22 protein-coding genes are annotated in these 24,978 nt (G+C 64.1%); 15 read left to right on the top strand and 7 right to left on the bottom strand.

The annotated features are described in order from the left end of the window. A partial coding sequence (locus H3V53_RS21095; RefSeq protein WP_336599609.1) for an alpha/beta hydrolase-fold protein occupies positions 1-322 on the top strand: 322 nt, incomplete at its 5' end. A 58-nt stretch (positions 323-380) separates the two neighbouring features. Here the strand turns inward: H3V53_RS21095 and H3V53_RS21090 are convergent. The 4 genes from H3V53_RS21090 to H3V53_RS21075 all read right to left on the bottom strand — a co-directional run bounded on the left by H3V53_RS21090 (position 381) and on the right by H3V53_RS21075 (position 3,607). Next, positions 381-1,172, bottom strand: a complete 792-nt coding sequence (locus tag H3V53_RS21090) for a metal ABC transporter permease (protein WP_336599608.1) — start codon at positions 1,170-1,172, stop codon at positions 381-383. Further along, positions 1,165-2,163: an ATP-binding cassette domain-containing protein gene (locus tag H3V53_RS21085; protein ID WP_419539527.1), complete on the bottom strand. Its 999-nt coding sequence runs from the start codon at positions 2,161-2,163 to the stop codon at positions 1,165-1,167. Before H3V53_RS21085 ends, H3V53_RS21090 begins: the two co-directional genes overlap by 8 nt. Further along, entirely contained in the window at positions 2,099-3,010 is a 912-nt protein-coding gene (locus H3V53_RS21080; RefSeq protein ID WP_419539528.1) for a metal ABC transporter solute-binding protein, read from the bottom strand. The genes H3V53_RS21085 and H3V53_RS21080 overlap by 65 nt, the downstream gene beginning before the upstream one ends. A gap of 72 nt (positions 3,011-3,082) precedes the next feature. Further along, positions 3,083-3,607 (bottom strand): Fur family transcriptional regulator, encoded by a 525-nt coding sequence (locus tag H3V53_RS21075; protein ID WP_336599606.1) that lies wholly within the window; start codon positions 3,605-3,607, stop codon positions 3,083-3,085. A gap of 277 nt (positions 3,608-3,884) precedes the next feature. On the opposite strand from H3V53_RS21075, the gene H3V53_RS21070 reads away from it, so the two are divergent. The 7 genes from H3V53_RS21070 to H3V53_RS21040 all read left to right on the top strand — a co-directional run bounded on the left by H3V53_RS21070 (position 3,885) and on the right by H3V53_RS21040 (position 12,013). Next, the gene (locus H3V53_RS21070; protein WP_336599605.1) at positions 3,885-4,667 is read left to right on the top strand and encodes an L-iditol 2-dehydrogenase; all 783 of its coding nucleotides are present in this window, start codon (positions 3,885-3,887) and stop codon (positions 4,665-4,667) included. Between the two features lie 107 nt (positions 4,668-4,774). Continuing rightward, entirely contained in the window at positions 4,775-6,097 is a 1,323-nt protein-coding gene (locus H3V53_RS21065) for an extracellular solute-binding protein (RefSeq protein WP_054917041.1), read from the top strand. Between the two features lie 189 nt (positions 6,098-6,286). After that, positions 6,287-7,225, top strand: coding sequence for a carbohydrate ABC transporter permease (locus tag H3V53_RS21060; protein WP_054917039.1), 939 nt, complete (start codon positions 6,287-6,289; stop codon positions 7,223-7,225). Continuing rightward, complete coding sequence (locus H3V53_RS21055) at positions 7,222-8,088, top strand: ABC transporter permease subunit (protein ID WP_054917033.1); 867 nt, start codon at positions 7,222-7,224, stop codon at positions 8,086-8,088. Before H3V53_RS21060 ends, H3V53_RS21055 begins: the two co-directional genes overlap by 4 nt. 5 nt (positions 8,089-8,093) lie before the next feature. Further along, entirely contained in the window at positions 8,094-8,780 is a 687-nt protein-coding gene (locus H3V53_RS21050; RefSeq protein ID WP_336599604.1) for an HAD family hydrolase, read from the top strand. 65 nt (positions 8,781-8,845) lie between these two features. Next, positions 8,846-9,955 carry an ABC transporter ATP-binding protein gene (locus tag H3V53_RS21045; RefSeq protein WP_336599603.1) on the top strand — a complete coding sequence of 370 codons (1,110 nt, stop codon included), beginning with the start codon at positions 8,846-8,848 and terminating at the stop codon, positions 9,953-9,955. 276 nt (positions 9,956-10,231) lie between these two features. Next, the gene (locus H3V53_RS21040; protein WP_336599602.1) at positions 10,232-12,013 is read left to right on the top strand and encodes a tetratricopeptide repeat protein; all 1,782 of its coding nucleotides are present in this window, start codon (positions 10,232-10,234) and stop codon (positions 12,011-12,013) included. A gap of 30 nt (positions 12,014-12,043) precedes the next feature. On the opposite strand, the gene H3V53_RS21035 is transcribed toward H3V53_RS21040, so the two are convergent. The 3 genes from H3V53_RS21035 to dalD all read right to left on the bottom strand — a co-directional run bounded on the left by H3V53_RS21035 (position 12,044) and on the right by dalD (position 16,220). Then, the gene (locus H3V53_RS21035) at positions 12,044-13,006 is read right to left on the bottom strand and encodes a sugar-binding transcriptional regulator (RefSeq protein WP_336599601.1); all 963 of its coding nucleotides are present in this window, start codon (positions 13,004-13,006) and stop codon (positions 12,044-12,046) included. 134 nt (positions 13,007-13,140) lie between these two features. Beyond that, on the bottom strand, positions 13,141-14,625 hold the full coding sequence (gene xylB / locus H3V53_RS21030) for a xylulokinase (RefSeq protein ID WP_336599600.1): 1,485 nt from the start codon (positions 14,623-14,625) through the stop codon (positions 13,141-13,143). Between the two features lie 188 nt (positions 14,626-14,813). Continuing rightward, complete coding sequence (gene dalD, locus H3V53_RS21025) at positions 14,814-16,220, bottom strand: D-arabinitol 4-dehydrogenase (protein ID WP_336599599.1); 1,407 nt, start codon at positions 16,218-16,220, stop codon at positions 14,814-14,816. A gap of 564 nt (positions 16,221-16,784) precedes the next feature. Here dalD and H3V53_RS21020 point away from each other — a divergent pair. The 7 genes from H3V53_RS21020 to H3V53_RS20990 all read left to right on the top strand — a co-directional run bounded on the left by H3V53_RS21020 (position 16,785) and on the right by H3V53_RS20990 (position 24,928). Then, positions 16,785-17,807 carry an AraC family transcriptional regulator gene (locus H3V53_RS21020; protein ID WP_336599598.1) on the top strand — a complete coding sequence of 341 codons (1,023 nt, stop codon included), beginning with the start codon at positions 16,785-16,787 and terminating at the stop codon, positions 17,805-17,807. A 99-nt stretch (positions 17,808-17,906) separates the two neighbouring features. Then, entirely contained in the window at positions 17,907-18,869 is a 963-nt protein-coding gene (locus tag H3V53_RS21015) for an ABC transporter substrate-binding protein (RefSeq protein WP_336599597.1), read from the top strand. 69 nt (positions 18,870-18,938) lie between these two features. Further along, the gene (locus tag H3V53_RS21010) at positions 18,939-20,474 is read left to right on the top strand and encodes a sugar ABC transporter ATP-binding protein (RefSeq protein WP_336599596.1); all 1,536 of its coding nucleotides are present in this window, start codon (positions 18,939-18,941) and stop codon (positions 20,472-20,474) included. Beyond that, positions 20,461-21,462, top strand: coding sequence for an ABC transporter permease (locus tag H3V53_RS21005; RefSeq protein ID WP_336599595.1), 1,002 nt, complete (start codon positions 20,461-20,463; stop codon positions 21,460-21,462). Before H3V53_RS21010 ends, H3V53_RS21005 begins: the two co-directional genes overlap by 14 nt. A gap of 46 nt (positions 21,463-21,508) precedes the next feature. Beyond that, the gene (locus tag H3V53_RS21000; protein WP_054917003.1) at positions 21,509-22,597 is read left to right on the top strand and encodes an alcohol dehydrogenase catalytic domain-containing protein; all 1,089 of its coding nucleotides are present in this window, start codon (positions 21,509-21,511) and stop codon (positions 22,595-22,597) included. Between the two features lie 49 nt (positions 22,598-22,646). Beyond that, positions 22,647-24,191, top strand: coding sequence for an FGGY-family carbohydrate kinase (locus H3V53_RS20995; RefSeq protein WP_336599594.1), 1,545 nt, complete (start codon positions 22,647-22,649; stop codon positions 24,189-24,191). Further along, positions 24,188-24,928 carry an SDR family oxidoreductase gene (locus tag H3V53_RS20990; RefSeq protein ID WP_336599593.1) on the top strand — a complete coding sequence of 247 codons (741 nt, stop codon included), beginning with the start codon at positions 24,188-24,190 and terminating at the stop codon, positions 24,926-24,928. Before H3V53_RS20995 ends, H3V53_RS20990 begins: the two co-directional genes overlap by 4 nt. Positions 24,929-24,978 lie beyond the last annotated feature (50 nt).

Below are 24,978 nucleotides of genomic sequence, written 5' to 3'. Positions count from 1 at the left end.
GGCGCCCACGCGCTGTCCGTGGGGCGAGAAGGCGTTCAGCGGTTATCTGGGCGCGGACCGCGAAGCGTGGAAGCAGTACGACGCGAGCGAACTCGTCGGTAAGGCGACGCGCAAGTTCGCCGAGGGCATTCTCGTCGATCAGGGTCTCGCCGATCAATTCCTCGCGCAGCAGTTGAATCCGGATGTGTTCGAAGCGGCATGCAAGGCAGCGGGCCAACCGTTGACGCTGCGCAGGCATGAAGGCTACGACCATGGCTACTTCTTTATCTCGACCTTCATTGAGGACCATCTCGCGCATCACGCCAGGGTGCTGCGCGGCTGAGCAATGAAACGGTAGCAACCAAAGCAAAACGGGGTGGCCTGCAAGCCACCCCGTTTTTTTATCGCCGCATATGTTGCGCCAGCAGGCTCGCGCCGTAGACCAGCGCCGCGAGCAGCGTGATCCAGAAGCTCGTCGGCCAGTCCGTGTAAAACGCGAGCGTCACGCCGATCCACGCCTGCGCGAGCGCAAGCAGCGCGGCGAGCACGAGGCCGACGGAAAGACGCGTCGACAGATTCTGCGCCGCGGCCGCCGGTCCCACCATCAACGTGAACACGAGCAGCACGCCGACGATCTGCGTACATGCCGCCACCGCGAGCGCCGCGATCGCCAGAAACAGCACCGACACGAGCCGCAGCGACACGCCTTTCGCTTCGGCCAGTTCCGGCTGCAACGAAGCGAACAGCAACGGCCGCATGATCGCGGCCAGCGCAACCAGACTCACGACGCCAAGCGCCGCCAGCACTGCGAGCGTCGACGAACTGACGCCGAGCACGTTGCCGAACAGCAGCGCCGTCACCTGCGTCGCGTACGCGGTGAAGAAGTGCAGGAACAGCAGACCGAAGCCGAGCGCGAGCGACAGGATCACGCCGATGGCGACATCGCGTCCCGCGAGCTTCTCGCCGAGCGCCCCCATGCCGACGCCCGCCGCGAGCGTGAAACCGATCATCCCCCAGATGGGCGAGATGCCGATCAGCACGGCGCCCGTCGCGCCCGTGAAGCCGACGTGCGACAGCGCGTGCCCCGCGAAGGTCTGCCCGCGCATCACGAGAAAGTAGCCGACGATGCCCGATAGCACCGCGACAATCCCCGACGCCGCGAAGGCGTTGACCATGAAATCGTATTCAAACATCGTGCGTGTGTCCGTCGCGTGGAGCGTGCTGATGTGCATGGCCGTGCGAATGTCCGTGGCCGTGCGGCTCGCCATGCTGATGATCGTCGTCTTCGTGCTCGTGATCGTGCTTCTCGACGTCGAAATCGCCGGACATCACGAAGATGCGGCCATTCACGCGCATCACGTCGATGGTCGAGCCGTACAGGCGCGACAGCACCGGCCGGGTGATGACTTCGTCGACGGTGCCGAGCGCGGCGACACCGTTGCCGAGATACAGCACGCGATCGAGCGCGTGCAACAGCGGATTGAGTTCGTGCGCGGAAAACAGCACGGCAATGCCGAGTTCCTGCTGCACGCGCTTGACCAGTTCGACGACGGTCTTCTGATGATGCGGATCGAGGCTGATCAGCGGCTCATCGAGCAGCAGTAGACGAGGATTGCCGAGCAGACACTGCGCGAGCAGCAGGCGCTGACGCTCGCCGCCTGACAGCTCCGACAGCGGACGTGCCGCCAATGCGCTGCCGCCGACGAGTTCGAGCACGCGCTCGACATCGCGCGCGTCTTCGCATCGGCGTGCGGCAAGCCCCACCGATGCCCGTCGGCGGCCATCGCGACAAAATCGCGTCCGCGCACGCGGCGTCCTGCGAGCGCGCTGCGCGTCTGCGGCATATAGCCGATCGACGGATTGCCGCGCATCACCGGCTCGCCGAGCACGCGCACGGCGCCGCTCGCGGCGGGCACGAGGCCGAGCACGGAGCGCATCAACGTCGTCTTGCCCGCGCCGTTCGGCCCGAGCACGCCGATGAATTCGCCCTGCTCGATCGTGAAGCTGGCGTCGCGCAGGATGGCGCGATCGCCGAGTTCGAGCGTCACGCGATCCAGTTCGAGGACGGGCGCGCGACCCTTCGACGGCGAGCCGGACTGCGGTGCGCGGCGAGGCGTGTTCATTGCGCGGTTCCCTTGTTCGCGCCGCCCGCGTTGTTGGCGGCGAGCGCGTTGCCGAGCGCATCGAGTTGCGCCAGCATCCATTGCTGGTAGTGCTTGCCGGCCGGCTGCGTTTCCGTGACGCTCACCGTCGGCACGTGCGATTGCTGCGCGAGTGTCAGCATGCGTTTGGTGAGCGCCTCGGTGGCCTGGCTGTTGTAGATCAGCACGCGCACGCGCCGTTCCCGCAGATCGCGCTCGAAAGCGGCGATGTCCGACGCGCTCGCTTCCGTGTCGTTCATCGCGGCCAGCTGGAAGCGCTGGTTGCGCATGTCGAGGCCGATGGCATCCGACATGTAGCCGAACACAGGCTCCGTCGCGGTCACGGGCGCGTGCGCGTACTGGCTGCGCAGCGCGTCGACCTTGCCCGCGATCGGCTTGAGCGAGTCGAGAAACTTCGCGAGGTTCGCATCATACGCCGCCTTGTGCGCCGGATCAGCCGATGCGAGCGCGGCGCTCACGGCGCGCGCGACGACGGGCATCGTCGCCGGGTCGTACCACAGGTGCGGATTGTCGCCGCTCTTCTTGCCGACGAGTTCGGCCGTCACGAGCGTCTTGCGCGCGTCGTTCTTCGACGCGGCCAGCAGCTTCGTCATCCAGGGATCGTAGTCGGCGCCGTTGTAGACAACAAGGCTGGCGTGCTGCAGCGCGCGCGCCGTTTTCGGGCTCGCTTCGAACAGGTGCGGGTCCTGATCGGGATTGCTGAGAATGCTGGTCACATCGACGCGGTCGCCGCCGAGTTGCTGTACGACATCGCCGTAAAAATTCTCCGCGGCGACCACGGGAATCTTCGCGTCCTGCGCATGCGCGGCCTGACCGACGGCAAACGCCGTCAGCGCCGAGACGGCAGCGCGCAGCACACACTTCCACATCGGATTGTTCTTCTTCATCGGGATGGCCTGTTGAGTAAGCGTGATGTCGGTTGAACGGCGTCGGTGGTTGCGTCACGCATGACCATGCCGGCAGGCGGCGCACAGCCCGCTCAGCTCGACCACCTGGTGATGCACTTCGAATCCGTGCGCGGGCGCGCTTTGCGATAGCTGCGCGGCGAGGTTGTCGCCGGGAATTTCGACTGTTTCGCCGCACGCGTCGCACATCAGGAACTGGCTTTGATGCGGCTCGCCCACCTGGCAGCACGCGAAAAACGCGTTCTTCGATTCGATCCTGTGCACGAAGCCATGCTCGACGAGGAAATCGAGCACGCGATAGACGGTGGTCGGCGGCACGCGCCCGCGCTGCGGCTCGAGCGCGGCCAGCAATTCATAGGCGCCCACGGGTCGCTCGCTCTGCGCGATCAGTGTGTAGACCTGGCGGCGCAATGTGGTGAGCGCGAGTCCGCGCTCGGCCGCGAGCACGTCGGCGCGCGCGAGCTTCAGCGCGAGCCGGGCGGTCTGTTCGGCGGACTGGGCGGCCGAAGGGGCGTCCGGAAAAGCGGATTGGATATCGGATGAGCGCGACGAGCGGGACATGGCGCAAACGCCGGATAGCGTCGGATTGAGCGAAGGCGCAATGATATAACGTATCTCGAAAAATTGTCATTGCCCGATGCAAAGTCATCGCCGATTCTTAAGAAGGACTGCCGGAAAGAGGTGGCGGGCGCTGCCGCGCTGCACCATCGAAATTGCGCGGCGCGCCTTGACATGACCGGACGCGTATCCGATCATTCGATCACAACGAGAGCAATTGCTCGATCAGCGAGCGTTAGCTCAGCGGAAATCGAAGAATCAAACGAACCGGAGACAGGTTGTGACAGCCCGACTGCAAGGCAAAGTGGCGATTCTCACGGGCGCGGCGAGTGGCATCGGCGAGGCGGTAGCCCGTCGATATCTGGAGGAAGGCGCGCGCTGCGTGCTGGTGGACGTCAAGCCAGCCGGCGACTTCGCGCATGCGTTGCGCGACACGGCAGCCGAGCGCGTGCTGACGATCAGCGCCGACGTGACCCAACGCGAAGACATCGCGCGCATCGTCGAGCAGACGGTGCAGCGCTTCGGCCAGATCGACATTCTTTTCAACAACGCGGCGCTGTTCGACATGCGCCCGCTACTCGACGAATCCTGGGACATCTTCGACAAGCTCTTCGCCGTCAACGTGAAGGGCATGTTCTTTCTGATGCAGGCGGTCGCGCAACGCATGGTCGAGCAGGGCCACGGCGGCAAGATCATCAATATGTCGTCGCAGGCGGGCCGCCGCGGCGAGGCGCTCGTGTCGCACTACTGCGCGACCAAGGCGGCCGTGCTCAGCTATACGCAGTCGGCCGCGCTCGCGCTCGCGCCGCACAAGATCAACGTGAACGGCATCGCACCGGGCGTCGTCGATACGCCGATGTGGGAACAGGTCGATGCGCTTTTCGCGCGTTACGAGAACCGGCCGCTTGGCGAGAAGAAGCGTCTCGTCGGTGAAGCGGTGCCGCTGGGCAGGATGGGGCTGCCTGCGGATCTGACGGGTGCGGCATTGTTTCTCGCGTCTTCGGATGCGGATTACATCACCGCGCAAACCCTGAACGTCGACGGCGGCAACTGGATGAGCTGACCGTCTTTCATTCACCGGCATCCGCATCACGGCGTCGCACAACCACTAGCGCCGAGCACGTACCGATCAGGTAACAACACGCAAAGTACGAAAAAAGGAGACAAACGATGAAGCCCACTTTTAAACCCGCGCTCAACGTATTCGGCGCCGCCGCGCTCGCGTGCGCCGCCTTCAGCGCGAACGCCGCGACCGTGACGATCGCAACGTTGAACAACCCGGACATGATCGAGTTGAAGAAGCTGTCGCCGGCATTCGAGAAAGCGAATCCCGACATCAAGCTCAACTGGGTGATTCTCGAAGAAAACGTGCTGCGTCAGCGCGCGACGACGGACATCACGACGGGCAGCGGCCAGTTCGACGTGATGACGATCGGCGCCTATGAAACGCCGCAGTGGGGCAAGCGCGGCTGGCTCACGCCGCTCACGGACCTGCCCGCCGATTACGACCTGAACGACGTGGTCAAGACGGCACGCGACGGCCTGTCGTACAACGGTTCGCTGTACGCGCTGCCGTTCTACGTCGAAAGCTCGATGACGTACTACCGCAAGGATCTGTTCGCGGCGAAGGGCCTGAAGATGCCCGACAACCCGACCTACGACCAGATCGCCCAGTTCGCCGACAAGCTCACGGACAAAGCCGCGGGCATGTATGGCATCTGCCTGCGCGGCAAGGCGGGCTGGGGCGAGAACATGGCCTACGTGACGACGCTCGTCAACACCTTCGGCGGCCGCTGGTTCGACGAAAAGTGGCACGCGCAGCTGACCACGCCGGAATGGAAGAAGGCTGTCTCGTTCTACGTCGACCTGCTGAAGAAAGACGGCCCGCCGGGAGCGAGCTCGAACGGCTTCAACGAAAACCTGACGCTGATGTCGTCGGGCAAGTGCGCGATGTGGATCGACGCGACGGTGGCGGCGGGCATGCTGTACAACAAGCAGCAGTCGCAGATCGCGGACAAGGTCGGCTTCGCCGCCGCGCCGACGCAGGCCACGCCGAACGGCTCGCACTGGCTGTGGGCGTGGGCGCTGGCGATTCCGAAGTCGTCGAAGCAGGCGGACGCCGCGAAGAAGTTCATCACGTGGGCGACGTCGAAGCAGTACATCGAACTGGCCGCGAAGGATGAAGGCTGGGCCTCCGTGCCGCCGGGCACGCGCCAGTCCACCTACGCGCGTCCCGAGTACAAGCAGGCCGCGCCGTTCGCCGACTTCGTGCTGAAGGCCATCGAAACGGCAGATCCGAACCATCCGACCGCAAAGCCGGTGCCGTACACGGGCGTGCAGTTCGTCGGCATTCCCGAGTTCCAGTCGTTCGGCACGGTGGTCGGTCAGAGCATCTCGGGCGCGGTGGCGGGCCAGATGTCGGTCGATCAGGCGCTCGCAGCCGGCAATGCGACAGCCGACCGCGCCGTCAAGCAGGCTGGCTATCAGAAGTAACGTTTGAAGAAAATGGCACGCCGTCTGCTTGACCGTCACGCGGACGGCGCGTCCACCGAGCAGCCTCGAAGTAAGCCGGAGCCGATGCAAAACGCCGGCTGACAGCGCAACGTCAGCCGGACCCTGGCAGCACAGCGGCACGCCGTCTCCCCTGCGGCGTTCCGCGCACTACCGAAGAGGTGGTCCACCATGCGTCAACATCTGCGTCTCCCTCTCATGCACGCCCATCCTCAAACCGAACACGAGCGCGAAGAGCGCAAGGCCGCGCACGCGCGCTGGCTCGTGGCCCCATCCGTTGGCGTACTCGTCCTGTGGATGGCCATTCCGCTTGCGATGACGATCTGGTTTTCGTTCTCGCGCTACAACCTGCTGAATCCCGACGAAAAGGGCTTCACGGGCTTCGACAACTACAAGTTTCTCGCCAGTGATCCCGCGTTCGGTCCATCGATCGCGCATACGCTGGAGCTGATCATCGCCGTGCTCGTCATCACCGTGGTCGGCGGCGTGCTGATGGCGGTGCTGTTCGACCGCAAGTTCTACGGGCAAGGCATCGCGCGGCTACTGGCCATCGCGCCGTTCTTCGTGATGCCGACGGTGAGCGCGCTGATCTGGAAGAACATGATCCTGCACCCGGTGTACGGTCTCGTCGCGCAAGGCATGCGCGCGGTGGGGCTCACGCCGATCGACTGGTTCGCCGACTATCCGCTCACTGCCGTGATCATCATCGTCGCGTGGCAGTGGCTGCCGTTCGCGTTCCTCATTCTGTTCACGGCGATCCAGTCGCTCGACCAGGAACAGAAGGAAGCCGCGAAGATCGACGGCGCGGGCGCGTTCACGATGTTCTTCTACATCACGCTGCCGCATCTGAGGCGCGCGATCGCCGTGGTGGTGATGATGGAAACCATCTTCCTGCTGTCGATCTTCGCCGAAATCTACACGACGACGGGCGGCGGTCCGGGCACCGCGACCACTAACCTGTCGTACCTGATCTACGCGCTCGGCCTGCAGCAGTTCGACGTCGGTCTCGCGTCGGCGGGCGGGATTCTCGCGGTGGTGCTTGCAAATATCGTGTCGTTCTTCCTCGTGCGCATGCTCGCGAAGAACCTGAAAGGGGAGTACGAAAAATGAGCCAGATTGCTGCTTCTCCCGTTGCGACGACCGCGACGAAGACGGATTCACCCTTCGCCATGGTTCGCCGCAGTATCCCCGGCATCATCGCGTGGCTGATCGCGCTGTTGCTGTTCTTCCCGATCTTCTGGATGACGATCACGGCGTTCAAGACGGAGCAGCAGGCGTATGCGTCGTCGCTGTTCTTCATGCCGACGCTGGAGAGCTTCCGCGAAGTGTTCGCGCGCAGCAATTACTTCGGCTTTGCGTGGAACTCGATCCTGATCTCGGTCGGCGTCACGCTGCTGTGCCTGATTCTGGCCGTGCCGTGCGCGTACGCGATGGCGTTCTTCCCGACGCGGCGCACGCAGAAAGTGCTGCTGTGGATGCTGTCGACGAAGATGATGCCGTCCGTCGGCGTGCTGGTGCCGATCTATCTGCTGTGGAAGAACAGCGGTCTGCTCGACTCGGTGAGCGGTCTCGTGATCGTCTACACGCTGATCAATCTGCCCATCGCCGTGTGGATGTCGTTCACGTACTTCGCGGAGATTCCACGCGACATTCTCGAAGCAGGGCGCATCGACGGCGCGGCGACGTGGCAGGAGATCGTCTATCTGCTGATGCCGATGTCGCTGCCGGGACTCGCATCGACGGCGCTGCTGCTCGTGATCCTGTCGTGGAACGAGGCGTTCTGGAGCATCAACCTGTCCAGTTCGAATGCCGCGCCGCTCACGGTGTTCATCGCGTCGTATTCGAGCCCTGAGGGGTTGTTCTGGGCGAAGCTGTCGGCGGCGTCGCTGCTGGCCGTGGCGCCGATCCTGATCGTCGGCTGGGTGTCGCAGAAGCAACTGGTGCGCGGCCTTACCTTCGGGGCGGTCAAGTGACGCCAATGCGCACAGAAGCCCACCTCGCGCTGATCTGCGATTGCGACGGCGTGCTGATCGACAGCGAAGCCGTCGCCGCCGCGGTGCTCGTTCAGGAGCTCGAAGCGCGCTGGCCCGATGCCGACGTCGCGCCCGTCGTGATGCCGCTGCTCGGGCTGCGCACGGAGCGCGTGCTGGAAGGCACGGCGGCGGCGCTCGGCAGGACGCTCGCCGAAGCCGACGTCGAAGCAATTCGTGTCGAGGTCGAGCGGGCGGCCGTGAAGGCGCCGATGGTCGACGGCATCGAGGCGGCGCTCGCGGCGATTCCGCTGACCAAAGCCTGCGCGAGCAACAGTTTCCGCGCGTATGTCGAGGCAGCGCTGGCGCGCACGGGGCTCGTCGAGTTTTTCGGCGACCGGCTTTTCTGCGCGGATTCCGTCGCGCAGCCGAAGCCTGCGCCCGACGTCTACCTCGCCGCCGCACGCGAACTCGGCGTGAGCACCGACGGCTGCCTCGTGATCGAAGACAGCGTGGCCGGCGTCACGGCGGCCACGGCGGCAGGCATGACGGTGTATGGGTTCATCGGTGGCGGCCACGCGAGCGAGGAGCAGGTTGGCGCGCTGCGCCGCGTGGGCGCGCAACACGTATTCGACGATATGAAACAGTTGCCGGAACTCGTCGCGCGCTGGCTGCAGCGCACGACGGTGGCGTGAAGGTCGCACGACGCCAGGTTTCGGATGGAACGACTGAACGCAGTATTGAATTTCGGAGACACATCATGGCAAGCGTAACGCTGCGCAACATCAGAAAGGCCTACGACGACAACGAGGTGATGCGCAACATCAACCTCGACATCCAGGACGGCGAGTTCGTCGTATTCGTGGGCCCAAGCGGCTGCGGCAAGTCCACGCTGATGCGGATGATTGCCGGCCTCGAAGACATCTCGGGCGGCGACCTGCAGATCGACGGCACCCGCATGAACGACGTGCCGCCCGCCAAGCGCGGCATCGCGATGGTGTTCCAGTCGTACGCGCTCTATCCGCACATGACGCTGTACGACAACATGGCGTTCGGGCTGAAGCTCGCCGGCACGAAGAAGCCGGAGATCGACGCCGCCGTGCGCAACGCCGCGAAGATCCTGCACATCGACCATCTGCTGGAGCGCAAGCCGAAGCAGTTGTCGGGCGGTCAGCGTCAGCGCGTTGCGATCGGCCGCGCGATCACGCGCAAGCCGAAGGTGTTCCTGTTCGACGAGCCGCTGTCGAACCTCGACGCCGCGCTGCGCGTGAAGATGCGCCTCGAATTCGCGCGTCTGCACGACGAGCTGAAGACGACGATGATCTACGTGACGCACGATCAGGTCGAGGCGATGACGCTCGCGGACAAGATCGTCGTGTTGTCGGCGGGCAATCTGGAACAGGTGGGCAGCCCCAACACGCTGTATCACGCGCCGGCGAACCGCTTCGTGGCGGGCTTCATCGGCTCGCCGAAGATGAACTTCCTGGAAGGCGTCGTGCAATCGGTGTCGGCGACGGGCGTGCTCGTGAAGTTCGCGACGGGCGAGACGCAGCTCGCGGCCGTCGAGCCCGGCCGCGCGAAGGAAGGCGACAAGGTGACGGTGGGCATTCGCCCCGAACATCTGCATATCGACGTGCCGGACTACGGCATTGCCGCGACCGTGATGGCCGTCGAATCGCTCGGCGATGCCGCCTATCTGTACGCCGAAAGCAGCGTCGCGCCGGATGGCCTGATCGCCCGGATTCCGCCGCTCGAACGTCACGAGAAGGGCGGGACGATCCGGCTCGGTGCGACACCCGATCATTGCCATCTGTTCGACAGCGACGGGCAGGCGTTCCAGCGCAAGATCGTCGAGGTGCTGGCGGCCTGAGACGACGTGTAGCAAACGCTGCTCTTTTCCTGACCGGCCGACGGCGCCGCTGCTGCGCGAAATGACGCGGGTAGCGGCGCTTTGCCTTGTGCGCTCTCGGACTTGTCCGATAGGCCCGCGCCGTACCCGTTATCAAAATTGTGCGTCGTCTGAGGGACGCGTCGGGGTGAGACATCCGATGCGTTCTGTCCTTTCTTCCTTCCCGCCGAATACACGCCGCCCGCGCGATCTTTGCGCATCGCGCGCACTCGTGTGTGACCGGCGAACGAGGACGCCATGCACAACGCTTCCGCTTTCACACCGCACCACAACCTCACGAACCCGACTGTCGATCAGGCGCTGTCGCTGCATCGGGCGGGCCGACTGGAGCACGCCGAACAGGCGTATCGCGCGATTCTCGACGCACGTCCCGCCGATCCCGACACGCTCTACATGCTCGGCGTACTGCACCTGCAGCAGCAGGACATCCAACGCGCGATCGAACGGTTCGACGCGGCGCTGGCGCTTGCGCCGGATCACGCTGACTGTCTGAACGATCGCGGCATCGCGGCGCTCGCACTCGGCGACGATGAGGGCGCAGAACGCTTCTTCGGCCGTGCCGTGGCGTGCGCGCCGCATCACGCGCTGGCCCGCAGCAATCTTGGCAAGGCGCAACGGCGACTTGGCAAGCCGCACGAGGCGCTCGCCAGTTTTCAGCACGCGCTTGCGCTGGAAAGCGATCTGTTCGACGCAGCGCTCGGCTATGCCGACATGCTCGACGCGCTATCGCGTCCACACGATGCGCTCGCCGCCTATCGCCGTGCGGCGCAACTCGCGCCGCAAGACGGGCGCGTGTTGCAGGGCCTCGGCACGACATTGAACGCAGCGCGCGAACACGCTGAAGCGGCCGAGGCCTTTCAACGCATCCTGCAGCGCGAGCCCGACGACATCCAGGCGCTCTTCGGCCTCGCATTCGCCACGGACGCGCAGCTGAAATTCGACGATGCGCTCGCGATCTACCAGCGCGCGCTCGAAATCGCGCCGAACTCATCGACGCTGCATAACAACATCGCGTTCACGCTGACCTGCATGTCGCGCTATGACGAAGCGGACGCGCATCTGCGGCGTGCAATCGACATCACGCCCGATCTGTCGGCGGCGTACAAGCTGCTCGGCATGTCCGAGTTGCGGCGCGGGAATTTCAGCACGGGCTGGACGTATTACGAGCATCGCAAGACGACGGAGAACGGGCCGCGCGATTACCCGAAGCTGGAACTGCCCGAATGGCAGGGCGAGCCGCTCGGCGGCAAGCGCTTTCTGCTCGCGCGTGAGCAAGGGGCGGGCGATCAGCTGCAGTTCGCGCGTTACGCCGATGTGCTGCGCGATCTCGGCGCAACCGTCGATGTATGGACCAGCGACGAACTCGCGCCGCTTTTTGCGCGCCTGCGCGGCGTGAACCGCGTGCTGACGCAGGCGCCCCGAGACAGCTACGACTACTACGCCCGGATGATGAGCGTACCCAGATGGCTACCCGACAAAGGCGTTCCCCGCGCGGTGCCCTATCTGTCGGCGGATGCGGCGCAGGCGCACGTATGGCGCGAGCGGCTCGCGCAGTCCGCTGGCCGTAGCCGGAAGATCGGGCTCGTGTGGGCGGGCAATCCGCAGCATCACCTCGACGTGTTCCGCTCCGCGCCGCTCGCCGCGCTCGCACCGCTCGCGTCGCTGCGCGATGTCGCGTGGTTCGCTTTGCAAAAAGGCGCGGGCGAGTCTCAACTCGATGGTCTTGCGCATCGCTGGCCTGTCTGCGCGCTCGGTCAGTGGCTTGATACCTTCGATGCGACGGCGGCCGTGATCGAAGCACTCGATCTCGTGATCACCGTCGATACGTCGGTTGCGCACCTCGCGGGCGCGCTCGGCAAGCCCGTGTGGGTGCTGCTGCCGAAGCAGGCCGACTGGCGCTGGGGAATGTCGGGCGAAGCGAGTATCTGGTATCCGACTGCGCGTCTGTTCAGGCAGCAGGTGCTGGGCGACTGGACGCCCGTCGTGGAAGCGTTGCGCGCCGCGCTCGAAGCAGGTTAATTCGTTCCGGCCGCGCGCCCAGCGTCGACGTCAGGCGCGCGCCGGATCATGATTCAGCGCGGCGCGCGCGCACAGCTCGTCCGTCACGAGCCCCGACAGCCAGCCGCCCTTCAAAGCCGCGATCACCGCGTTGCGCTTGCGTTCGCCGCCCGCGAAGCCGATCACGGGGCGCCTGGGCGGCGAGTCGAGCCGCAGGCTGGTGACGCGGCGGCCCGTCGGCGATTCGACGCGCGCGCCGCTCGCATCGATCGGCAGGCCGAGCAGCTCCGCCACCGCGCCCAGCGACACGAGTTCTTCCACCTCATCCGACGTGATGAAGCCGTCCTCATGCAGTGGGCATCGCAAGCCGATGTTGCCGATGCCCACGAACGCGACATCCGCCTCGCCCGACAGCGACTCGACGATCCGGTACAGACGGTGATTGCACCACTGCGCGCGCTCCGCCTCGCTATCGGCGATCAGCGGCGCGGGCAGCAGAAAGTGCTTGCCGCCTGTTTTCTCGGAGATATGCAGCGCGACGTCGTAGCGGTTCGACGAGCCGTCCTGCGCGATCGCGCCGACCATCGACACGAGCCGATGCTGCGGCCGCTCCAGCTGCCCGACCTGATCGACGACGGCCTTCAGCGTCCGGCCGCTGCTGACGGCGACGACCATCGGCTTCTCCTCGCCGAGATAGCGCTCCATCACCTGCGCGCCCGCCACCGCCAGCTTGCGGTCGATCTCTTCGGGCTTGTCGTTGTCGACGGGCACGACTTCGCACATCGACAACCCGTAGCGCTTCGACAATTGATCGGCGAGCGACAGGCAGTCGGCCAGCCGATGATCGACGCGCACGCGGATCAGATTCTTCTCGACGGCGAACGCGACGAGCCGCTGCGCGACGGGCCGCGACACCTGCAGTTTTTCCGCGATCTCGTTCTGCGTGTTGCCCGCGACGTAATAGAGCCAGGCGGCGCGCGTCGCGAGATCGAGCTTTTCAGTGGACTTGGGCACGATGTTGTCGGTCTGTATGGCGCTTACGCGCGCAACGTCAAGGTGTCGTCAGGAAGCCCGCCGCGGGCGCACGGGACCGCGTTGGGCGTTCTGACGCGCTGCATGCCGTGGACATTCATCGCAGTCTGCACGACTCAGGCTGCTTTCGCGTCGCGCGCGGGCGCGAACATCGGCTTTACATGCCGGTACAGCGCGCGATAGCTGGCAAGCCGCTCGCGCAGCACGGCATGGCGCTGCGCATTCGGCGTGAATTCGATCTCGACGGGCGGCTTGGTCAGCACACGCTCGGGATCGCCGCCCGCCGCGAGCCAGCCGAGCCGGGCCGCGCCGAGCGCCGCGCCCGTTTCGCCGCCGCCGTGCTTGCGCGTGGTCGTGTTCAGCGAATCGGCGAGCAGTTGCGCCCAGTAGTTGCTGCGCGCGCCGCCGCCCAGCAGCGACAGCGCGTTCACTTCGGTGCCCGCCGCGCGCAGCGCGTCGAGGCCGTCCGTCAGCGCGAGCGTGACGCCTTCGAGCACCGCGTAGCCGAGCAGCGCGCGATCGGTGGCGTGCGTCATGCCGAAGAACACGCCTTGCGAATACGGATCGTTGTGCGGCGTGCGCTCGCCCGACAGATACGGCAAAAAGAGCGGCGCGGTGACGAGCGCTTCGTCGGGCAGCTTTTCGACTTCGGCGAGCAGCGTGGGCTCGTCGGTGGACGTGAGCTTGCAGACCCAGCGCAAGCAGCTCGCCGCCGACAGCACCACGCTCATCTGATGCCAGCGATCGGGAATCGCGTGACAGAACGCATGCACGGCGGACTCCGGATTCGGCCGGAAGCTGTTGCCGATCACGCACAGCACGCCCGACGTGCCCAGCGACACGAAGCCATCGCCCGGCTGCGTCGCGCCGATGCCGATCGCGCTCGTCGCGTTGTCGCCGCCGCCCGCCGCGACCACGACGGGCTCGTGCAAACCGAGTTCGCGCGCGAGTTCCGGCTTGAGCATGCCCGACGGCGCACTGCCTTCCGCGAGACGCGGCATGTGCGAGCGGTTCAGGTCACAGGCGGCGAGCAGCGTATCGGACCAGTCGCGCTGCGCGACGTCGAGCCACAACGTGCCGGCGGCGTCGGACGGATCGGAGACCTTGTCGCCCGTCAGTTGCAGGCGCAAGTAATCTTTCGGCAGCAGCACGCAGGCCGTCTGCCGGAAAATCTCCGGCTCGTGGCGCGCGACCCATAACAGCTTGGGCGCGGTGAAGCCGGGCATCGCCAGATTGCCGGCGATCTTGTGCAGGTCCGGCGCGCGCCGGTACAACTCTTCGCATTCCTCGACGGCGCGCATGTCGTTCCACAGAATGGCCGGGCGCAGCACGCGATCTTCGTTGTCGAGCAGCACCGCGCCGTGCATCTGTCCCGACAGGCCGATGCCGCGAATCTGCGCGAACTGTTCGGGAAAGCGCTCGCGCAACGCGAACAGCGCCATGCGCGTGCCTTGCCACCAGTCGGACGGATTCTGTTCCGACCAGCGCTGATGCGGACGCGAAACCGTGAACGGAGAACCTGCCGTGCCGACCACGCGTCCGTCGGAGGCGAGCAGCAGAACTTTCACTTCGGACGTGCCGAGGTCGATGCCGAGATACATGGGCGCGAAACCTTCGTCGGTAGGAGATGCGCTACTTTAGCCGCATGCCGTCTGCGATGCCATGCGCAAAAGACCTGACGCAATGGCAGGTCGGGCGGCGACATCGGATGCGGCGATCAATTAGGGAAGGCCGCGCCGGGACACGTGCCGTGCGCGGCCTTGAAGTGGTGTGCCGGACGAACCGGTGTTCAGGCGTGTCGTTTGTCGAGCCACGCATCGACGCGACCGAGGGCAGCACGAACCACTTTCTCGAGCGACGCCGTCCCCGCCATGCTGCCCCAGAGCAGCTTGTCTGCGCAGAACGCCTGCACCGGGTCGGCGGCACTGAAGAAGCCGCGCGCGACGCCTTCGTCCATCACGCCATCCTGATACGTGTACGGCAGCTTGCCTTGCTGCCATCTGTCGAGGAAACGGAAGAACAGGGCGGGCAGCATCGCCGTCGCGTTCGGCTCGACCTTGCGCGCGAAGCACTCGGACAGCGTCGGCGCGATGAAGCCTGGAATTTTCGAAAAGCCATCGGCGGCGACGCGCTGGTTCGTGTCCTGGATATAAGGATTGCCGAAGCGTTCGAGCACGACGTCGCGATACTTCGCGAGATCGAGCGGACTTGGCGTGAGGCACGGAATCACGTCCTGCGTCACGTAGTCGTGCGCGAACTGGCGGATTTCGGGGTCGAGCGTGCCTTCGTGGATATACGAGAGCCCGACCAGCGTGCCCGCCCACGCGATACAGCTATGCGTCGCGTTCAGAATGCGGATCTTCGCTTCTTCATACGGCAGCACCGATTCGACCAGCTCCGCGCCGACCTGCTCCCATGCCGGCCGTCCGGCGATGAAGTGATCCTCGATCACCCACTGGATGAACGATTCGCCCATCACGGGACAGGCGTCGTCGAAGCCGGTTGCCGCCTTGACGCGCTCGCGCACGTCGGGCGTGGGGCGCGGCGTGATGCGGTCGACCATCGAATTCGGGCACGCCGTGTTCGCATCGAACCATTGACGCAGCGCGCTCGCGCCCCGCCGCTCCAGAAACTCGCTCATGCCCGCGCGAAAGCGGTCGCCGTTGCTGCGCAGGTTGTCACAGGTTTGCAGCGTGACGGGGCCCGCGTTGCGCTGCATGCGCGCTTCGAGAATCGCGGCGAGCGCGCCGTAGATGGTCGTGCGCGCGCCGTTCAGATCGGCGGCGAGATCGGGGTTGGCGGTGTCGAGCTTGTCGTGTTCGTCGAGGTAATAGCCGCCTTCCGTGACGGTGAACGCGATGATCTTGCATGCAGGATCGGCGCCCGCTTCGACGAGCGCATCCAGATTCGCCGACCACGGCAGCACACGCTCGATCGAGCGGATCGTCTCGTAGGCGCGCTGGCCTTGCGGCGTGACGGTTTCGAGCGTGTAGACGCCGTTTTGCGCGGCGAGCGCGTCGGCGACGGCGTTCATGTCGCTGCGAATATTGCCGACGGTCAGCGACCAGTGCGGGTCATTGGGTTGCCGCGCTTCGTTGAGCCGATGCAGATACCAGGCCTGGTGCGCGCGATGGAAGGAGCCTGCGCCGATATGCAGGATCACCTGCGTGCTTGCGCCGCTTTCGCCGCTGTTCATGTGTGTCTCCTGTTTTATGCGCACGGTCTTTCGCGTGCGTCCATGGGATAAGTCTAGGTGGTGTCCGGCGAGATGGACCGGCGTCTGAAGCAAAGAGCATTTGCTCTGCATGTGAACTAATGATCGTATTCGGGCGATCGAAAGTCAAGGCGAAGGACGGCGCTTTTTCGCGCGGAATCGTGGCGCAGCGCGGCAGGGCGGGCTTCACGGCGGCGCGTCGCGGGCGTGTTGCGCGCTGCCGGACGCGGCATCGGGATGCTGTTGCATTGCATCAAATTTGACAGCCGGAAGGTCCGGATTAACCCGAATGCAAAAAAGTATCGGTCGGCGGTCTCATTTCTAGTGGTCGTCCTTGCTCGCGAGGGCTAACTTTCGGTACACAACACAAATGAAATGCATGGGCCTCATGCGGGGCTCACATTCGGGACGCAAACCGGAGCACAGGAGGAAGCAGGATGAATGTCATCGTCATGCCGGCAACGTCGTTGCATCCGCATCTGACAGCGGTCCCGGTACGTGCGTGCGCGCACCGCACCGTCTGAGCACCGACCCCAGGAGACCGACGTGCAACCCGATCTCGAACTGGTCACCGTGCGCCGCGACGAGTCATTCAAGGCGTGGTATCACGGCTATCCGTATCGCACGGTGCGCTGGCACTTTCACCCTGAGTTCGAAATTCACCTGATCGTCGCGACGACGGGCAAGATGTTCGTCGGCGATTACATCGGCAGTTTCGCGCCGGGCAATCTCGTGCTGATGGGCCCAAACCTGCCGCACAACTGGGTCAGCGAAGTGCCCGAGGGCGTGACGATCGCGCAACGCAATCTCGTCGTGCAGTTCCCGCAGGATTTCGTCGCGCACTGCACGGAGAGCTTCCCTGAGTGGCGCACGCTTGCAGCGCTGCTGGAGGATTCGCGGCGCGGCGTGTCGTTTGGTCCGCAAACCAGCGCGAAAATCCAGCCGCTCTTCATGGAACTGCTCGACGCGCGCGGTCTGCGCCGCATCACGCTGTTCCTGACGATGATGGAAATCCTGCTGAACGCGACCGACCGCGAACTGCTCGCGAGCCCTGCGTACCAGATCGACCCGACCAGTTACGCATCGACGCGCATCAATCACGTGCTGTCGTATATCGGCAAGAACCTCGCGTCGGAGTTGCGCGAATCCGATCTCGCGCAGCTCGCGGGACAAAGCGTGAGCGCGTTCTCGCGCTACTTCCGCCGGCATACGGGCCTGACGTTCGTGCAGTACGTGAACCGCATGCGCATCAACCTCGCGTGCCAGCTGTTGATGGACGACGAACTGAGCGTGACCGACATCTGCTACAAGGTCGGCTTCAACAATCTGTCGAACTTCAACCGGCAGTTTCTCACCGCGAAAGGCATGGCCCCGTCGAAGTTCCGCCGCTTCCAGCAACTGAACGACGCAAGCCGCGACGCTTCAGAGGCTGCGGCGGCGCTCGGCAAGGGCATCGCCAACGCGCCCTCGATCGTGCCGGCCGCGCAGACGCAGCATCCTGCGCATGGCCAGCCGCGCGCCGCGCCCGCGGCGTATCCGCCTCTGGGTTCGCCGCTCGCGACGACTTAGGGCACTTCGTTCAGCTCCACGCTTCACCGGCTCATCGTGCAGCGGATTGCGAAATCCGCGCGCGAGGGACGTACTCATCCTCATAAACGGAGACAAACCATGACGCAACCCACTTCGCTTCAGCCGCGCTCGCCCCGTGCGCGTGCTTCGCTTGCCGCCTCGCTCGCGCTTTCGGCCGTGATGCTCGGCGCGCCGCTGTTCGCCGCGACGAGCGCGAACGCCGCGCCGCTGAAGATCGGCATGACGTTCCAGGAACTGAACAACCCGTACTTCGTCACGATGCAAAAGGCGCTCAACGATGCGGCGGCTTCGATCGGCGCGACGGTCGTCGTCACCGATGCGCACCACGACGTCAGCAAGCAGGTCAGCGACGTCGAAGACATGCTGCAAAAAAAGATCGACATCCTGCTCGTGAACCCGACGGATTCGACGGGCATCCAGTCGGCCGTGACGTCGGCGAAGAAGGCGGGCGCCGTGGTCGTCGCCGTCGATGCGAACGCAAACGGTCCTGTCGATTCGTTCGTCGGTTCGAAGAATTTCGACGCGGGCCAGATGTCGTGCGACTACCTCGCGAAGGCGATCGGCGGCAGCGGTGAAGTGGCGATTCTCGATGGCATTCCCGTCGTGCCGATTCTCGAACGCGTGCGCGGTTGCAAGTCGGCACTCGCAAAGTATCCGAACGTGAAGGTGGTCGACACGCAGAACGGCAAGCAGGAACGCGCGACGGCGCTGTCCGTCACCGAGAACATGATTCAGGCGCATCCGAACCTGAAGGGCATTTTCAGCGTAAACGACGGCGGCTCGATGGGCGCGCTCTCCGCGATCGAATCGTCGGGCAAGGACATCAAGCTGACGAGCGTCGACGGCGCGCCCGAAGCGATCACAGCGATCCAGAAGCCGAACTCGAAGTTCATCGAAACGTCCGCGCAATTCCCGCGTGACCAGATTCGTCTCGCGATCGGCGTGGCGCTCGCGAAGAAGTGGGGCGCCAATGTGCCGAAGGCGATTCCCGTCGACGTGAAGCTCGTCGACAAGGACAACGCGAAGGGCTTCAGCTGGTAAGCGACGTGTTGCGTATGCGTTGGCGCTTGTTCCTTCGGGCAAGCGCCACTGCATGAACAAGGAAACGCGATGGACACGATCCTCAAACTCGACAACATCACGAAGAGCTTTCCCGGCGTGAAGGCGTTGCAGGGCATTCATCTCGAGATCGCGCGCGGCGAGATTCACGCGCTGCTCGGCGAGAACGGCGCGGGCAAGTCGACGCTGATGAAGATCCTGTGCGGCATCTATCAGCCGGACGACGGCACGATCGTGATCGACGGGCAAGAGCGGCACTTCACGAACTATCACGATGCCGTGGCAGCAGGCGTCGGCATCGTGTTTCAGGAATTCAGCCTGATTCCGTATCTGAATGCCGTCGAGAACATGTTCCTCGGGCGCGAGTTGCGCAACCGCTTCGGCATGCTCGATCGCGCGCAGATGCGGCGCGCGGCGGCGGAGATTTTCGGGCGGCTCGGCGTCGCGATCAATCTGTCCGTGCCGATTCGCGAACTGTCCGTGGCGCAGCAGCAGTTCGTCGAAATCGGCAAGGCGTTGTCGCTGAACGCGCGCATCCTGATTCTCGATGAGCCGACCGCGACACTCACGCCCGCCGAAGCCGAGCATCTGTTCACGATCATGCGCGATTTGAAGCAGCAAGGCGTCGCGATGTTTTTCATCTCGCATCACCTCGAAGAGATTTTCGAAGTGTGCGATCGCATCACGGTGCTGCGCGACGGGCAGTATGTCGGCATGACGGACGTCGCAACGACGGATGTGAGCCGCCTCGTTGAAATGATGGTCGGGCGCAAGATCGAAAACAGCTTTCCGCCGAAGCCGACGCTATCCGCCGATGCAAAGGCCGTGCTCGAAGTGAACGCGTTGCAGCTTCACAAGGATGGCCCGACCAACCGCTTCACGTTGCGCGAAGGCGAGATACTCGGCTTTGCGGGGCTGGTCGGTTCGGGGCGCACGGAGACGGCGCTTGCGGTGATCGGCGCGGACGCGGCGCATGTGAAGGACATACGCATCAACGGCGAGCCCGCGAATCTGTCCGATCCCGCCGATGCATTAAAAGCCGGAATCGGCATTCTGCCCGAGAGCCGCAAGACGGAAGGGCTGATCACGTCGTTCTCGATCAAGCAGAACATCTCGATCAACAACCTGGGCAAGTACCGCAGCGGGCGCTTCTTCATCGATCACGGCAGCGAAGCGCGCACGACAGCCGACATCATGAAGCGCGTCGGCGTGAAGGCGCCGACGATGAACACCGAAGTCGCGACGCTCTCAGGCGGCAATCAGCAGAAAGTGGTGATCGCGCGCTGGCTCAATCACCACACGAACATCCTCATCTTCGACGAGCCCACGCGCGGCATCGACGTTGGCGCGAAAGCGGAAATCTATCTGCTGATGCGCGAACTCACGTCGCGCGGCTACTCGATCATCATGATTTCGTCGGAATTGCCGGAGATCGTCGGCATGTGCGATCGCGTCGCCGTGTTCCGGCAAGGACGCATCGAAGCGATTCTTGAAGGCGAGCAGATCGAATCGAACGCCGTGATGACCTATGCAACGGCTGGTGCATCGGCTGCAACTCGTGGAGCAACACAGCATGAACACGCCTAACACTTCTCCCAAGACCTCGACGGTGGCATCCGATACGCCGGGCGCGCCGTTTCGCCTGAACTGGGCCAGCGTCAAACGCTCGACGCTCTTCTATCCGTTCATCGGCTTGCTGGTTGTGTGCATCGTGATGGTGTTCGCGAGCGACAGCTTCTTGTCGGCGGCGAATCTCGAAAACGTGCTGCGCCAGGTGTCGATCAACGCGATCATCGCCGTTGGCATGACGGCCGTTATTTTGACGGGCGGCATCGACCTGTCTGTCGGCTCGGTGATGGCGCTGTCGGGCACCCTCGCGGCGGGCCTGATGGTCGCGGGCCTGAACGGCGTTGCGGCGATCGTGGTCGGCATCGCGGTCGGACTTGGTTTCGGCTTTGCGAACGGCTTCTTCGTTGCATTCGCGGGCATGCCGCCCATCATCGTCACGCTTGCGACGATGGGCATCGCGCGCGGCCTCGCGCTGATCTACACAGGCGGTTATCCCATCGACGGCTTGCCCGATTGGGTCGGCTTCTTCGGCAGCGGCAAGGTGTTCGGCATTCAGGCGCCCGTGCTGATCATGCTGGTCGTCTATGCGATTGCATGGCTGCTGCTGGAGCGCATGCCATTTGGCCGCTACGTGTACGCGATCGGCGGCAACGAACAGGCGACGAGGCTTTCCGGCGTGCGCGTCGCGCGCGTGAAGCTGATCGTCTACACGCTCGCAGGTCTGACGTCGTCGTTCGCCGCGATCGTGCTGACGTCGCGTTTGATGAGCGGCCAGCCGAACGCGGGCGTCGGTTTCGAACTCGATGCGATCGCGGCCGTCGTGATGGGCGGCACGTCGATCTCCGGCGGACGCGGCTCGATCATCGGCACGTTGATCGGCGCGCTGCTGCTCGGCGTGCTGAACAACGGCCTGAACATGGTCGGCGTGAATCCGTATGTGCAGAACGTGATCAAGGGCGGAATCATTCTGCTCGCAATCTACATCAGCCGCGAACGCAAGAAGTGACACCTCATTCATTCCATTTGTTCTCCATTAATCGCAAGGCAATGCAATGACCACTCAGGACAACACCAAAAGCATGACGGCGATCGTGTGCCACGCGCCGAAAGATTACCGCGTCGAACGCGTGACGAAACCGCAGGCGCGCGCGCATGAACTCGTGATCCGCATTGCCGCCTGCGGCATCTGCGCGAGCGATTGCAAATGCCATTCCGGCGCGAAGATGTTCTGGGGCGGCCCGAGCCCGTGGGTCAAAGCGCCCGTGATTCCGGGACACGAATTCTTCGGCTATGTCGAGGAAATCGGCGAAGGCGCAGCGGAACACTTCGGCGTGAAGCAGGGCGATCGCGTGATCGCGGAGCAGATCGTGCCGTGCGGCAAATGCCGCTATTGCAAGTCGGGCCAGTACTGGATGTGCGAAGTGCACAACATCTTCGGCTTTCAGCGCGAAGTCGCGGACGGCGGCATGGCCGAATACATGCGCATTCCGCCGACGGCGATCGTCCACAAGATTCCCGACGGCATCTCGCTCGAAGATGCCGCGATCATCGAGCCGCTCGCATGTGCGATTCACACCGTCAATCGCGGCGACATTCAACTGGACGATGTCGTCGTGATCGCGGGCGCGGGTCCGCTCGGTCTGATGATGACGCAGGTCGCGCATCTGAAGACGCCGAAGAAACTGGTCGTGATCGATCTCGTCGATGAACGCCTGGAACTCGCGCGCGAATACGGCGCCGACGTGACGATCAATCCGAAGAAAGACGATGCGCTGGCGATCGTGCAATCGCTGACGGAGAACTACGGCTGCGACGTGTACATCGAGACGACGGGCGTGCCGGCGGGCGTGAATCAAGGCATGGACCTGATTCGCAAGCTCGGGCGTTTTGTCGAGTTTTCGGTGTTCGGCGCGGAGACTACAATGGACTGGTCGATCATCGGTGACCGCAAGGAGCTCGATGTGCGCGGCGCGCATCTCGGCCCTTACTGCTATCCGATTGCGATCGATCTGCTGGCGCGCGGCCTCGTCACATCGAAAGGCATCGTCACGCATGGCTTCTCGCTCGAAGAGTGGGACGAAGCGATTCAGGTCGCGAACTCGCTCGATTCGATCAAGGTGTTGATGAAGCCGGCCAGATAGACGGCAAAAATGAACAGTGCGCGTCACAAGACGCGCACGCGGAGACACTATGAATTACGTCATCGGCGTCGATATCGGCACGCAGAGCACGAAGGCCGTGCTCGTCGGCGATAACGGCGCAATCGTCGCGCAGCATTCGAGCGGCTATCACCCTGATACGCCTAAACCGCTGTGGGCCGAGCAATGGCCGACGGTATGGATGAAAGCCGTGATCGAATGCATTGCGCGCTGCGTCGCGAAGGCGCGCGAAGCGGGCGTTGAATCGAGTGCGATCAAAGCCGTGTGCGTGAGCAGCCTGTACGGCGGCTCGGGCATTCCCGTCGATAGCGACATGAAGCCGCTCTATCCGTGTCTGATCTGGATGGACCGTCGCGCGACGGCGCAGGTCGAATGGGTGCGCAAGAACGTCGATGTCGATCGGCTGTATGCGATCACGGGCAACGGCGTCGACAGTTACTACGGCTATACGAAGATGCTGTGGCTGCGCGAAAACGAGCCGAACGTGTGGGCCAACACGCGCTTCTTTCTGCCGCCGAATGCTTACGTGATCTATCTGCTGACGGGCGAGGTGGCCGTCGATCACAGTTCGGCGGGCAATATCGGCGGCGTCTACGACATCGCAAAGCGCGATTGGTCCGACGAAGCGCTCGACATGCTCGGCATCCCCGCCACGATGATGCCGGAGCATCTGGTCGAATCGTCGGATGTCGTGGGTGGACTGCTGTCGCAATGGACGGAACAACTCGGGCTCGACGCGGGCACGTCGATCGTCGCGGGCGGCGTGGATGCGGCGATGGCCACTTACGCGGCGGGCGTCACGCGTGCGGGCCAGCACGTCGCGATGATCGGCACGAGCATGTGCTGGGGCTACATCAACCAGAGCGTCGATGCGCGGCATGGCCTCGTCAGCATGCCGCACGTGTTCAACGGTTTGCATGACTTCTATGTGTTCGGGGGCGCGATCACGGCGGGCGCGTCGGTGGCGTGGTATCGCGAGCAGTTCTGTCACGCTGAAATCGAAGCGGCGAAGGCGCTTCCCGATGGCGACGCGCATCAACTGCTCGAAGAGGACGCCGCGCAAATCCCTGCGGGCGCGGACGGCGTCATGTTCCTGCCGTACCTGATGGGCGAACGCAGCCCGGTATGGGACGCGAAAGCGAGCGGTGCGTTCGTCGGTCTGAATCTGTATCACACGCGTGCGCATGGGTATCGCGCGGTGCTCGAAGGCGTTGCATTCGCGTTGCAACACAACATCGTCGCAGGGCGCAAGGGCGCGAAATCGCTCGACGACAAGCTGATCGTCGTCGGCGGCGCGGCGCATTCCGACTTGTGGATGTCGATCATTGCGGACATCACAGGCTTTCCCGTCTACACGATCGAACAGGAAGTGGAAGCGGCGATGGGCGCGGCCCTGCTTGCGGCCTATGGCGCGAAGCTGATTTCGCAGGAAACGGCGCGCGGCGGCTGGGTGAAGCTCGTCGAGCGCGTAAGGCCCGATCCTGCCCGGCAGGCCTTATATGCCGAGCGTTTCGGCATTTATACGGACCTGTATCCGGCATTGAAGCCGATCATGCATCGACTGCAAGCAAAATGAACACACACTTCGATTTTTCAGGGCGCTCTGTTCTGGTGACGGGTGCGTCGAGCGGCATCGGCCGCGTGACGGTCGAACTGCTGTGCGCCAGTGGCGCGCAGGTGGTGGCGGCGGCGCGCAACGTGAACGAACTCGCGCGGCTGGCCGAAGAGACAGGCTGCGAACCTTTGGTGCTCGATGTCGGCGATGAACGCGCGATTGACGAGGCGCTGGGTTCGCGCGACACGGCGTTCGACGGTCTGGTGAATTGCGCCGGCACGACGGTTCTGGAGCGCGCGATCGATACGACGGCTGCGAGCTTCGACAGCGTGATGAACGTGAATGCACGCGGCGCGGCGCTGGTCGCGCGGCATGTCGCGCGCGGCATGATCGATGCGAAGCGGGCGGGGAGCATCGTCAACGTATCGAGCCAGGCGGCGCTCGTCGGCCTTGAGGATCATTTGAGCTACTGCGCGTCGAAGGCGGCCATGGATGCAATAACACGTGTGCTGTGCGTCGAGCTTGGGAGTCACGGGATTCGCGTGAACAGCGTGAACCCGACGGTAACGTTGACGCCGATGGCGGTGAAGGCGTGGAGCGAGCCTTCGAAGCGTGATCCTGCGCTGCAGGCGATTCCGTTGAAGCGGTTCGCCCAACCGCGCGAAGTGGCCGAGCCGATATTGTTTCTGCTCAGCGATGCCGCTTCGATGATCAGCGGCATCGTGTTGCCTATCGATGGCGGATACACCGCGAGGTGATTTTCGGCAGCGCGCTGGCTTACGCAGTCCGCCGCGACGCGCATCGCGGG

It is taken from the genome of Paraburkholderia bengalensis (assembly GCF_037126505.1).
Lineage (GTDB): Bacteria > Pseudomonadota > Gammaproteobacteria > Burkholderiales > Burkholderiaceae > Paraburkholderia > Paraburkholderia bengalensis.
This window is presented reverse-complemented; position numbering and strand designations above follow the sequence as displayed.